Source organism: Nocardiopsis sp. Huas11 (assembly GCF_003634495.1).
Taxonomy (GTDB): Bacteria; Actinomycetota; Actinomycetes; order Streptosporangiales; family Streptosporangiaceae; genus Nocardiopsis.
The window spans coordinates 60,261-72,450 of the sequence record NZ_RBKY01000001.1; the positions used below are offsets into that span (position 1 = coordinate 60,261).

The following is a 12,190-nucleotide window of genomic DNA, read 5'->3' on the forward strand; positions in this document are numbered from 1 at the left end:
CGCAGGCAGGGCGCCGAGGGCACGGACCCGGGCCGCGCGCTCCCTAGCGGTTCCGGCTCTCCAACGGCTCCGCGGCCGGCTCGCCCGCGACGTGCCGGCTCTTGCGGGGCGCGTACCTCTGGAGGAGTTCGGCCTCTTGATCGCGGACCGCGTCGGCCAGGTCCTCGTTGAGTTCGCGCAGCGCGCCGCGGTACTCGCTGACCTGGCTCTCGACCCGGTCGGCGAGGCCGCCCGGGCTCATGGCACGGCGGGCGCGGTGGAAGCGGTGCACCGCGTAGCCGCCCAGGGCGGCGCCGGCGGCGAGGTAGAACACGCGGCCGATCACCGGCGGGCCTCCTTGCGGCGTCGGGTGCGCACCAGCGCCAGGGTGCGGCGCCGGCCGAGCACCCGGCGTACGGCGTAGGAGAACGAGGCCACCTTGACCAGGGGCCCGGTGACCACCGACCGCGTCAACGCGGTGACCGTGGACACGTCCTCCGACGTGGCCTGCATGTTCGCGGTGATCTCCTCGACCCGTTCGAGCGAGGTGTTGGTGCGCTCCACCGTGGAGGCCACGTCGTCCAACAGGGGCGGCGTGCGCTCGCCCAGGTCGGAGACGACCTTGGTCGCCGCGTTGATGAGCTTGATCAGTCTGACGAGCGCCACGCACAGGAACGTGGCCAGCACCGCCCAGATCACCGCGGCGACGAGCGCGGCGACGTCCACTCCGGTCAGCATGCGTGCTCCGAGGACAGATAGAGGGCTTCTTCGAGAGTCGGGACGCCGTCCCCCGCCGCAATCGGTCCGGGGGCGCGTCCGGGGCGGGGGGACCGGCGACTGCGCCGGGTCGGGTCTCCCACGAGGGGCCGGCACCGAGCGTCGAACACCACTCGGTCCGGTTTCGGCCGACCCTATCGCGTCCGGCGGCCGACCGGGCGGACACGCCACGGTGTCGGGTGATCACATCCGTGTCGCGACCGGCGAACGAGTTGGCCGATGGGGGACACCCGTATCGACGGCGGGCCCCGCTTCCAGGAGAATCACTACGGAGCGGGATCTTCACTACGATGTCCGGACACTCCGCCGATTCGCGGCCGTAGAAGCACCGACAGGACCCCTATGAGCCCTCGTTCTCCCCGAGAGATCTCCGTACTGGTACCACCGGACCTGGCGCCCCTGTACCCGGACGACCCCGCGCGTATCGGACCGTACCTCGTCCTGGGCAGACTGGGCCAGGGGTCCACCGGCACGGTGTACGCGGCCGTGGACGCCTCCTCCCCCACCTCCACCGACCGCCTCGTGGCCGTCAAGACGCTGCGCTCGCCCGAACTGGAGTCCCCCGACGTCTATCCGGCGCTGGCCGAGCGCCTGCGCTCGCTGGCGGCCGTCGACTCCTACCGCGTGGTCACCCCGCTGGCCTTCGACAGTGACGCCAACCCGCCGTGGCTCGCCATGCCCTACCTGGCGGGCGAACGGCTCTCCCACTACGTGACCAAGCGCGGCGGCCTGGGCACCGGCAAGCTCATCGCGCTGGCGACCGGCCTGGCCGAGGGCCTCTCGGCCCTGCACGCGCGCGGGGTGGCGCACGGTTCGCTGCGCCCGAGCGAGGTCCTGCTGGAGTCGCACGGACCGCACATCATGGAGTGCGCCGTCCCCGCCTCCGCCGACCGTCTGCGCGGATCGGGCGCGACCTGGCTCGCTCCCGAGCGCTTCCGGGGCGGTGTGGCCTCACCCGCCGCCGACGTCTTCGCCTGGGGCGCGGTCGTGGCGTTCGCCGGAACGGGACGGCTGCCCTTTGGTACCGGTGAGCCCGACGAGATCGCCGAACGCGCCGTTCAGGGCGCGTCCAACCTCGACGGCCTGGCCAAGGGGCTGCGCCCGGTGGTCGGCCGCGCGCTGTCCGCCGACCCGGACGAGCGTCCGGGACTGCGCGAGGTCATCGGCGCCGTCATCGCGGTCTGGCACGCCGAGAACGCGGAGAACGACCCCGCCCCCGGCCGCGACGAGCTGGCGCTGATCCTGGAGCGCGAGTGGCACGCGGTCGAGCCGCCCGCGCGCGTGCCGGAGGTGATCCGGTTGGAGGGCCGCCTGTCCGGGCGCCGTCCGACCCGTGTGGTGTTCCTGGCCGGGACCGCGGCCCTGGCCCTGGGCCTGGTCGGTGTCGGGGCGTGGGGGGTCTCCCAGCTCCTCGGCGGCGGATCGGACGAGGAGCTGGTCGCGGAGGTCGCCGACGAGGAGGAGTCCGCGGCGGAGGAGACCGCCGAGGGCGAGGACCTGACGATGACCGTGCGCATCGACCCGGCCGAGCAGGAGGCCCCCGAGACCGGGCCGTGGGTGTACACGCCGGTGACCCATCCCGTGGAGGAGAGCGGCGAGCCGATCACCGGCCAGGGCATTCCCACCCACGACGAGTGGGCCGGCCAGTGGGAGGAGTCGGGCGAGCCCGGGGAGGCGGTCATCGCGCCCGACGCCGAGGTGCTGTGCGCGAAGTTCTGCGCCGCCCCCGACCACGTGTTCCTCGACGCGGACGGACGCGGCACCTGGGAGCTGACCGGCCAGGACTTCATCGAGTACCTGTCCTGGGGTCCGGTGGTGATCGTGGAGGTCACCTTCGCCGAGGCCGAGGGCGAGGGTCCCCGGGAGATCGTGTCGGTCGTGGAGCGCTTCACCGACTGAGCGGGCGGGCGGCCCTCGCCGGACGGCCCTCGGGAGGAACGTCCGCGGGCGTTCCTCCCTCGACGGCCCCGTGGCCTGGGACCGGCGGGTCAGCCCCGGCCCTTGAGCACGTCCTTGATGCGCTGGAGCACCTCGCCGAAGCGGCGTTCGGCGCCGTGCGAGGTGGGGCGGTAGTACTCGCGGTCGGCGAGTTCGTCGGGGGCGTGCTGCTGCGGCGCGACGCCGCCGGGGAAGTCGTGCGCGTACCGGTAGCCCTTGCCGTGCCCGAGTTCGGCGGCGCCCTTGTAGTGCCCGTCGCGCAGGTGGCCCGGCACCTGCCCGATGCGTCCGGCGCGCACGTCGGCGATGGCGGCGTCCACGGCGGCGATCACGGAGTTGGACTTGGGCGCCAGGCAGATGTGGATGACCGCCTGGGCCAGGTTGATGCGGGCCTCGGGCATGCCGATGAGGTCGACCGCCTGCGCGGCGGCGACGGCGGTCTGCAGCGCGGTGGGGTCGGCCATGCCCACGTCCTCGCTGGCGTGCACCACGATCCGGCGGGCGATGAAGCGGGGGTCCTCTCCCGCCTCGAACATGCGGGCCAGGTAGTGCAGCGCCGCGTCGGGGTCGCTGCCGCGCATGCTCTTGATGAACGCGCTGATGACGTCGTAGTGCTGGTCGCCGGACCGGTCGTAGCGCACCGCGTGCCGGTCGACCGCCCGTTCGACGTGCTCGGCGGTGATGGCGACGGGTTCCGCGCGGGTGGATTCTGCGCCGGAGGCGTCCGTTGAGGGTGGCCCTCCCTCGCGCGAAGCGGCCCCGGCCGGTGGCGGGAGACGGGCGGGCCCGGCGACCAGGGCACCGGCCTCCAGGTAGGTGAGGGAGCGCCGGCCGTCGCCCCCGGCGAGGCGCACGAGGTGGTCGGCGGCCTCCTCGGTCAGGGTGTAGCGCCCGTCCAGGCCCCGCTCGTCGACCAGAGCGCGGTCGACGAGCGCGCGCACGTCGTCCTCGTCCAGGGACTCCAGGGTCAGCAGCAGGGACCGGGACAGCAGCGGGCTGACCACGGAGAAGAACGGGTTCTCCGTGGTGGCGCCGATGAAGCTCACCCAGCGGTTCTCCACGGCGGGCAGCAGGGCGTCCTGCTGCGTCTTGTTGAACCGGTGGACCTCGTCCACGAACAAGAGCGTGCGGGTGCCGTGCATCCCCATCCGTCGGCGCGCCTCGTCCACCACCGCGCGCACGTCCTTCACGCCCGCGTTGACGGCGGACAGTTCGACGAACCGGCGCGCGGTGACACGGCTGACGACGGTGGCCAGGGTGGTCTTGCCGGTCCCCGGCGGCCCCCACAGGAACACGGACATGGGCGCGTCGTCCTCCACCAGGCGGCGCAGCGGGCTGCCCGCGCCCAGGAGGTGGCGTTGGCCCACGACCTCGTCCAGGGTGCGCGGCCGCATGCGGACGGCGAGTGGTTCCTGGCCCTTCGCGGCTTCGGACCCGGCATCGTCAAAGAGTGTTTCGGACACCCACCGAGACTAAGGGCTGTTCGGCGAGTACTCGCCCTGCCGGTCGCCGGTGGCGGGCGCCTGCTCGGGAACGCGCCCGACGGGCTTGACCATCCGGGTGATGAGCAGGGCGATGTCGTCGCCCCGCCCCGCGGGCGCCATCTCGGCCAGGACCTGCGCGGCGGCCTCGGGGTCGTCGGCGTGGGCGGCCAGCGCCTGGCCGACCTGCGCCAACCCGTCCTGCATGGGCACCTGGGCGCTCTCGACGAGCCCGTCGGAGCACAACAGCAGGGTGGTGCCGGGCTCCAGGACGCGCGTGGTGACGGTGTACTCGGTGTCGGGCAGCACGCCCAGGGGCGGGCCGGTCTCGGGCTCCCACAGCTCGTAGCGGCCCCCGGCGGCGAGCACGACCGGCGGCTGGCCGGCCCAGGCGGCCTGCATGACGCCGGTAACGCGGTCCACGACCAGGTAGCCGCAGGTGGCGAAGACGATCTCCCCGGTCTCGGTGAGCAGGCGGTTGGTCTCGCCCAGGACCACGCCGGGGTCGGACTGGTTGGTGGCGTAGGCGCGGAAGGCGACGCGGATCTGCCCCATGGCCGCGGCGGCCTCCACGCCGTGGCCCTGGACATCGCCGACGAGCAGGCCGACCTTGTCGCCGGGGAGTCCGATGACGTCGTAGAAGTCCCCGCAGATACGCCAGTCGGCGCGGGAGGGCAGGTACTTGGTGGCGATGTCCATGTCGGGGAAGCGGGCGACCTGGCGCGGCAGCATGCGGCGCTGCACGGCGTCGGCCAGCTCCAGTTCGGCCTGCTGGGCCTTGATGCGCTGGAGAGCCTGTCCGGCCAGGCCGGCGAAGGTCAGCATGAGGGCGCGTTCGTCGCGGCTGGCGTGGTGGGGGCGGCTCCACACCATCTGCCACACGCCGAGGGCGACCTTGCCGTCGCCGAAGATGGGCACGGTCGCCCAGGCCTGGCCCTTGATCACCGAGTCCCGCATCAGTTCCTCGGCGGCGGGGAAGCGGCTGATGACCTCGGCACGGGACTCGAAGAAGCGGGGCTGGCGGTCCTGGATGACCGCGCCCATGGGGTAGTCGGTGTCGTCCGCGCGGCGGCCGTCGATACGGCCGGCGTTGGCGGTGACCCGCCCGCTGGGCGAGGCTCTGAGCAGTCCGTCCTCGACGTAGAGGGCGATGGCCTGGATGCCGCCGAAGATCGGCAGGAACTCCTCGCTGAGCAGGTCCATCACCTTGTCGACGGTGGTCGCCGAGACGAGCTTGGAGGACAGTTCGGTGACCAGGCGGCCGTGCTCGGCCTCGGTGCGCCGACGGTCGGCCAGGCGGCGCACCAGCTGGACGTGTTCGGTGACGTCGTCGATGATGCCGACCAGCCGGTCGGGCCGGCCGGGCACGAAGCGGGCGCGCACGTGCAGCGAGCGCTCGTCGCCGAGCCGGTCGAAGACGCGGAAGCGCTGTTCGTAGTCGCGGCCGGCGAAGGAGGCGGCCATGGCGTCGCGGACGCGGGCGATGTCGTCGGAGTGGACCCGCTCCAGGATGCGTTCGAGCTCGCGGTCGCTGCCCGCCAGGAGCGCGCCGAGCGGGGTGGGGCCGAACAGCTCGTGCAGGCGGCCCGTGCTCAGGTCCAGGCTCCACAGGACGGAGTCGGAGTTGTCGGTGCGCAGTTCGCCGACCACGCGCAGGTCGGCCTCCTCGGTGGAGAGCACGTGGAGCAGCACCACGACCCCGCCCGTGGCGGCGGGCGCGTCGCCGTCGGCCGGCGGCAGCGGGCGCAGGTCGGCCTCGGCGAGCACGACGCTCTTGTCCGCCAGGGCCAGGCGCAGGCGGACCCGGTCGCCTCCCCGTCCGGCGAGGGCGTCGGCGTGGACGACGGAGCCGCGGTGGACGTCGTCGCCGTCGAGGAGGTCGTGCCACGCCAGGCCCACGAGGTCGGCGGCCTCACGGCCGAACAGCTCGGTGAAGGCCTGGTTGGCGTGCAGGATCGCGCCGTCGTCCCGAGTGAGCACCATGGGCTCGGGGGCATGGGAGAACGCCTCCGCGAGCGCGCTCTCGGAGCCATCGCCTGAGGCGCGTTTTCCGTTCACGTATGACTCATCCTCATGTCGTCTCGGACGTCACACCCGCACCCAGGCACGGTCACCCCTGCGTACGCACCGATTCGGATCATTCTAGTGTCCGGGGCCGGCGTGATCCGTGGAGGGGAACGGGCGGGCTGCGGGGACCTCCGTCCGCCGACACGTCCCCGACCTCGTCGAACTCCGGACTCACAGCCTGACCGGTGAAATGCGTGAGCGTCGAATTCCACACTTTTGGCGGCACTCGACGCACCCCAGGGCATGAATCGTTACGCTCGTGTGACTGAATACCGCACAATGCACTCCGACCCCACAATGACCGCCGGTATGGACGGTTCCACTGGTGCACGGCGCTCACTGCAGGGCACGTGCGACTCGTGGTGCGAGTGGGGTGATTCGCCCCCAACGGTAAGGGATGGCAGCGACGTTCGCATCCGGGCGGGCCCATCGTGTCCAGGATCGGCCGTGCTCAGTACCGCGAATTTCGACCAGTATCCGCTGGATATGTCCGTGTGACCGAATGTGGCATGTTCAAGACAGGATAAACCGGGCACCGACCCATCAGTTCACTAACTCGCCGAACCCCGAGGACACCCGATGTACCTGGTACGCGAGAACGCCGGAGCGGTACCGCCGCTGAACGGCACCACCTGGAACTGGACCTGTCGACTGTGCACCCACAGCAACCCCGACGACGAGGACATCTGCTGCCAGCGGTGCGGCGCCGGCAAGCGCTGACCGCACCCGGGCCAGGCCCCCGCCCCCGGCGCGCCCCGCGCGCTCCGGCCGCACGACGACGGGGCCGCCTCCCTTCAGGGGAGGCGGCCCCGTCCGGCCGTCGAGCGGGTCCGCTCAGGAGCGCTTGGTCTCCTTGGGCGGCACCACCGTACGGATGTGCACGTCGCGCAGCTGCTGGTCGGACACCACCGCCGGTGCGCCCATCATCAGGTCCTGCGCGTTCTGGTTCAGCGGGAAGGCGATCGTCTCGCGGATGTTGGGCTCGTCGGCCAGCAGCATCACGATCCGGTCGACGCCGGGGGCGATGCCACCGTGCGGCGGGGCGCCGAACTTCAGCGCCTTGAGCATGCCGCCGAACTCCGCCTCGACCGCGTCCTTGTCGTAGCCCGCGATGTCGAAGGCCTTGTACATGATCTCCGGCGAGTGGTTCCGGATGGCGCCGGAGGACAGCTCCACACCGTTGCAGACGATGTCGTACTGCCAGGCGAGGATGTCCAGCGGGTCCTCGGTCTCCAGGGCCTTCATCCCGCCCTGCGGCATGGAGAACGGGTTGTGGCTGAACTCGATGTGGCCGTCGTCGTTGCGCTCGAACATCGGGAAGTCCACGATCCAGCAGAACCGGTAGACCTTCTCCTCGGCCAGCCCGGCCCGCTTGCCCGCCTCGACGCGCACCGGCGCCATGATGCGGTTGATCTCGGCCTCGTCCTCGCTGGCGCAGAAGAACAGGCCGTACCCCGGGCCCGCGCCCAGCACCGACAGCAGCTCGTCGGAGACCTCGGTCACGAACTTGGCGATGGGGCCGGTCAGCTCACCGTTCTCGCCGACCTTGAGCCAGGCCAGGCCCTTGGCGCCCTGCTCGACGGCGTAGTCGCCGATGCCGTCGAAGAACTTGCGCGGCTTGTCCCCGACCTGCGGGACGGCCAGCGCCCGGACCTTCTTGCCCGCGAAGGCGCGGAAGTCGGTCTTGTCGAACAGCTCGGTGACGTCGAGCATCTTCATCGGCACGCGCAGGTCGGGCTTGTCGGTGCCGTACCACTCCAGGGCGTCGCGGTAGGCCACGCGCGGGAAGGGCGAGGTGATCTCCCAGTCCTGGGAGAAGGCGCGGAAGACGTCGGTCATGACCTGCTCGATGACCTCGAAGACGTCCTCCTGCTCGACGAAGCTCATCTCCACGTCGAGCTGGTAGAACTCGCCGGGCGAGCGGTCGGCGCGGCTGTCCTCGTCGCGGAAGCACGGCGCGATCTGGAAGTAGCGGTCGAACCCGGCGATCATCAGCAGCTGCTTGAACTGCTGTGGCGCCTGCGGCAGGGCGAAGAACTCACCGGGGTGCAGGCGCGAGGGGACGAGGAAGTCGCGCGCGCCCTCGGGGCTGGAGCTGGTGAGGATGGGGGTCTGGAACTCGTGGAAGCCCAGGTCCGTCATCTTCTGCCGGATGAAGGCGACCACCTGCGAGCGCAGCATGACGTTGCGGTGCATGCGCTCGCGGCGCAGGTCCAGGAAGCGGTAGGTCAGCCGGCGCTCCTCGGAGGTGTTGTCCTCGGGGAAGACCGTCAGCGGCAGCTCCTCGGTGGTGCCCAGCACCTCCAGCTCCGCGGCCTCGATCTCGATCTCGCCGGTGGGCAGGTTGGGGTTGACGTTCTCGTCACTGCGCGCGGCGACCTCGCCCGTGACACGGATCACCGTCTCCTTGGGCAGCCTGCTGAGCTCCTCGAACACCGGAGACTCCGGGCGGGCCATGAGCTGCGTGACACCGTAGTGGTCGCGCAGGTCGACGAAGAGCAGACCACCGAGATCCCGGCGATTGTGCACCCAGCCGGAGAGGCGCACCTGCTGCCCGACGTGCTCCTTGCGGAGCTGACCACACGAATGAGTCCTGTAACGATGCATGAGTTACCAAGTCCACTAACTACACGGCTGGGCGAAGACGCCGGAGAACCCTGACTGGGACCGGCCGGAACAATGCCACTTGATCACCTGGAATCCTACCGCCAACCGCCGTGCGCACCGCCTCCCCTTGTCCGGACCGCCCCTCAGGCGGACAGGTCGCGCAGGTAGGGGTTGGTGGCGCGCTCGCGCTCGACCGTGGTGGCCGGGCCGTGGCCGGGCAGGATCTGCGTCCGGTCCGGGCGCCCCAGGACCGCGCTGGTGAGGCTGCGGCCCATGTCGGCCTGGTCGCCCCCGGGGAAGTCGGTGCGGCCGATGGAGCCGGCGAAGACGAGGTCACCGGCGAACATGACGGGGACGCCGTCCTCGGTGTCGACGGTGTAGACGACCGAGCCGGGGGTGTGCCCGGGGGTGTGCTCGACGGAGAAGTCCATCCCCGCCAGCACAAGGGTGGTGCCGCCGGTGACCTCCACCACCGTGGCGGGCTCGGTGTAGGGCCCCGGGCCCAGGAGCGCGGCCAGCTGGGCGGCGAAGCCCTGGTCGACACCGGCGGCGGGCTCGGTGAGCAGGCCGCGGTCGTCGGGGTGCAGGTGCACGGGCACGCCGTGGCGCTCGCACAGGTCGGCGGCCGACCAGACGTGGTCGAAGTGCCCGTGCGTCAGCAGCACCCCGGCCGGGGTCAGATCGTGTTCGGCCAGCACCTTGGCGACCTGTTCGGAGGCCTCCTGGCCGGGGTCGACGATGACGCAGTCGGCGCCCGCGGCCCGGGCGACCACGTAGCAGTTCGCGGCGAGGGGGCCGGTGGGAATCGCGGCGATGAGCACGGGTGGTCCTGTTCCTGCTGGGATGACGGGTCGTCCGGGGACACGCGCCGCGGACGGCGCCGCGTGATCCCTGGATGCCGAGGGTACCGAGATCGGGCGACCTGCCCGGATCGCGGGAGCGGCTCGTTTCATCACCATTCGATCACCGCGCCCGTCTGGCCTCTTTGCCAGAGCGCGTGGTAATGCCATATTGGTCACCGTCGTCGTGTGCCCTGACGCCCCTGGCCCGCCCTCTTTGCGGGGTCCCGCGTCGGCCGGACGCACGAAGGCACATCAGCAGACCCATGATCTGCGCAGACTGTGAGACACGGCGCGTCGTTCACCGCCGAATCGTATGGCTATATCGTGCTGTGCACGATGGTTCCCATCACGGACCGGCGCGATCCGTCGCGACGACCCGAACCCGGCCTCGGACGGGTTCATGACAGCAGGAGGACACGGTGACCACGGACCCTTGGGGCCGCGTAGACGACGACGGCACGGTCTACGTGCGCACGAGCGAAGGCGAGCGGGTCGTCGGATCGTGGCAGGCGGGGGCGCCGGACGAAGCGCTGGCCTTCTTCCGCCGCAAGTACGACGCCCTGGTCACTGAGGTGGAGCTGCTGGAGAAGCGGCTGCGCAGCACCGACCTGTCGGCCTCCGCCGCGATGGCCGCCATCGACAAGCTGCGCGGCGCCGTCACCGACGCGCACGCCGTGGGCGACCTCGACGCCCTCTCCCGCCGGCTGGACGCGCTGTCCAACCGCGCCGAGGAGCGCAAGGTCGAGCAGAAGCAGGCGCAGGAGCAGGCCCGCGGACAGGCGCGCGAGATCAAGGAGCGCATCGTCGCCGAGGCCGAGCGCGTCGCGGTGGAGACCACCCACTGGAAGACCGGTGGGGAGCGGATGCTCCAGCTCATCGAGGAGTGGAAGAAGGCTCCCCGGGCCGACCGCCCCACCGAACAGGCGCTCTGGAAGCGCATGTCGGCGGCGCGCAACTCCTTCTCCAAGCGGCGCAAGGCCTACTTCGCCAACCTCGACCAGGAGCGCGAGGCGGTCCGGGGCGACAAGGAGCGCATCGTCGCCGAGGCCGAGGAACTGGCCCACTCCACCGACTGGGGGCCCACCGCCCGCGCCTACCGCGACCTGATGCAGCGGTGGAAGAACAGCGGCCGGGCCGACCGCGCCAGCGAGGACAAGCTGTGGGCGCGGTTCAAGGCCGCTCAGGACACCTTCTTCGACGCGCGCAACGCCACGTTCGCCGAGCGTGACGCGGAGCTGCGGGTCAACGCCGACGCCAAGGAGCGCATCCTGGCCGAGGCGAAGGCGGAGATCTCCGGGATCAACGACCCGCGCCGTGCCCGCGCCCGGCTGCGCGAGTACCAGGTGGCCTGGGAGGAGGCCGGTGAGCTGCCGCGCGACGTGCGCGACCAGCTCGAGGGCGCCTTCCGGCAGATCGAGGACGGTGTGCGCCGCGCGGAGGACGCCGAGTGGGAGCGCAGCAGCCCCGAGGCCCGTGCGCGCGCCAAGGACACCGTCGACCAGCTCTCCCAGGCGATCAGCGCGCTGGAGGCCAAGCTGGAAAAGGCCCGGGCCAACGGCGACACCCGTCGGATCAAGGAGCACGAGGCGGCTCTGGAGGCTCGCCGCGCCTGGCTCGTGGAGGCGGAGAAGGCGCTCAGCGAGATGAGCTGACCGCAGGCCGGGTCCGCTCGGCGCGGACACGGAGGCATGCCACGGGGGCCGGGTGTCCACCCGGCCCCCGTGGCGTGTGCTCCTACTCCTCGGTCTCCGTGCGACGGCGCCCCAGGACCATCGCGACGGCACCCGTGATCACGGACACCAGGCCGCCGACGGCCGGCACCGCCACCGAGGAACCGGTCTGGGCGAGCACCTCGCCCTCCCGGTCCCCGCCGGCCGCGCTCACGCCGCCACGGTCATGCTTCACGGCACCATCGTGGCCGTCGTCGCCGTCGTCCCCGTCATGGCCATCGTCACCGTCATGACCGTCATCGCCATCGTGACCATCGTCCCCATCGTGACCGTCGTCCCCGTCGTCACCGTCATGACCGTCATCGCCATCGTGACCATCGTCCCCATCGTGACCGTCGTCCCCGTCGTGACCATCGTGACCGTCATCGCCGTCGTGGCCGTCATGACCGTCATCGCCATCGTGGCCGTCGTCGCCGTCGTGACCATCGTCGCCATCGTGGCCGTCGTCGCCGTCGTGACCATCGTCGCCGTCGTGGCCATCGTGACCATCGTGACCATCGTGGCCGTCATCGCCATCGTGGCCGTCGTGGCCGTCGTGACCATCGTGGCCGTCGTCGCCGTCGTGACCGTCGTGACCGTCATCGCCGTCGTGACCATCGTGACCATCGTGGCCGTCATCGCCATCGTGGCCGTCGTCGCCATCGTGGCCGTCGTGGCCGTCGTCACCGTCATGACCGTCATGACCGTCGTCACCGTCATGACCGTCATCGCCATCGTGACCGTCATGACCATCGTCGCCGTCGTAGCCGCTACCGGGCACGTCGTCGGG

11 protein-coding genes are annotated in these 12,190 nt (G+C 71.3%); 3 read left to right on the forward strand and 8 right to left on the reverse strand.

The window, feature by feature from the left end:
• Nucleotides 1-43: 43 nt before the first annotated feature.
• Together DFP74_RS00245 and DFP74_RS00250 are read right to left on the reverse strand one after the other, a co-directional pair.
• Nucleotides 44-325 (reverse strand): hypothetical protein, encoded by a 282-nt coding sequence (locus DFP74_RS00245; RefSeq protein WP_121179847.1) that lies wholly within the window; start codon nucleotides 323-325, stop codon nucleotides 44-46.
• Nucleotides 322-717, reverse strand: a complete 396-nt coding sequence (locus DFP74_RS00250) for a DUF948 domain-containing protein (protein ID WP_121179848.1) — start codon at nucleotides 715-717, stop codon at nucleotides 322-324. Before DFP74_RS00250 ends, DFP74_RS00245 begins: the two co-directional genes overlap by 4 nt.
• A gap of 381 nt (nucleotides 718-1,098) precedes the next feature.
• Between DFP74_RS00250 and DFP74_RS00255 the strand changes: the two genes are divergently transcribed.
• Nucleotides 1,099-2,655 carry a serine/threonine-protein kinase gene (locus DFP74_RS00255; RefSeq protein WP_121179849.1) on the forward strand — a complete coding sequence of 519 codons (1,557 nt, stop codon included), beginning with the start codon at nucleotides 1,099-1,101 and terminating at the stop codon, nucleotides 2,653-2,655.
• Between the two features lie 89 nt (nucleotides 2,656-2,744).
• On the opposite strand, the gene DFP74_RS00260 is transcribed toward DFP74_RS00255, so the two are convergent.
• A complete protein-coding gene (locus DFP74_RS00260; protein ID WP_121179850.1) occupies nucleotides 2,745-4,157 on the reverse strand; it encodes a replication-associated recombination protein A in 1,413 nt (470 codons plus the stop codon).
• 9 nt (nucleotides 4,158-4,166) lie between these two features.
• A complete protein-coding gene (locus DFP74_RS00265; RefSeq protein WP_121179851.1) occupies nucleotides 4,167-6,233 on the reverse strand; it encodes a SpoIIE family protein phosphatase in 2,067 nt (688 codons plus the stop codon).
• 588 nt (nucleotides 6,234-6,821) lie between these two features.
• On the opposite strand from DFP74_RS00265, the gene DFP74_RS33725 reads away from it, so the two are divergent.
• Nucleotides 6,822-6,962: a hypothetical protein gene (locus tag DFP74_RS33725; RefSeq protein WP_199725421.1), complete on the forward strand. Its 141-nt coding sequence runs from the start codon at nucleotides 6,822-6,824 to the stop codon at nucleotides 6,960-6,962.
• A 114-nt stretch (nucleotides 6,963-7,076) separates the two neighbouring features.
• Here the strand turns inward: DFP74_RS33725 and aspS are convergent, their stop codons facing one another.
• Both aspS and DFP74_RS00275 read right to left on the reverse strand, forming a co-directional pair.
• Complete coding sequence (gene aspS, locus DFP74_RS00270; protein WP_121179852.1) at nucleotides 7,077-8,849, reverse strand: aspartate--tRNA ligase; 1,773 nt, start codon at nucleotides 8,847-8,849, stop codon at nucleotides 7,077-7,079.
• A 143-nt stretch (nucleotides 8,850-8,992) separates the two neighbouring features.
• Complete coding sequence (locus tag DFP74_RS00275) at nucleotides 8,993-9,670, reverse strand: MBL fold metallo-hydrolase (RefSeq protein ID WP_121179853.1); 678 nt, start codon at nucleotides 9,668-9,670, stop codon at nucleotides 8,993-8,995.
• 440 nt (nucleotides 9,671-10,110) lie between these two features.
• On the opposite strand from DFP74_RS00275, the gene DFP74_RS00280 reads away from it, so the two are divergent.
• The gene (locus DFP74_RS00280; RefSeq protein WP_121179854.1) at nucleotides 10,111-11,343 is read left to right on the forward strand and encodes a DUF349 domain-containing protein; all 1,233 of its coding nucleotides are present in this window, start codon (nucleotides 10,111-10,113) and stop codon (nucleotides 11,341-11,343) included.
• An 82-nt stretch (nucleotides 11,344-11,425) separates the two neighbouring features.
• On the opposite strand, the gene DFP74_RS34125 is transcribed toward DFP74_RS00280, so the two are convergent.
• On the reverse strand, nucleotides 11,426-11,596 hold the full coding sequence (locus DFP74_RS34125; protein WP_233570741.1) for an LPXTG cell wall anchor domain-containing protein: 171 nt from the start codon (nucleotides 11,594-11,596) through the stop codon (nucleotides 11,426-11,428).
• Nucleotides 11,593-12,147 carry a hypothetical protein gene (locus tag DFP74_RS34130; protein WP_233570742.1) on the reverse strand — a complete coding sequence of 185 codons (555 nt, stop codon included), beginning with the start codon at nucleotides 12,145-12,147 and terminating at the stop codon, nucleotides 11,593-11,595. The genes DFP74_RS34125 and DFP74_RS34130 overlap by 4 nt, the downstream gene beginning before the upstream one ends.
• Nucleotides 12,148-12,190 lie beyond the last annotated feature (43 nt).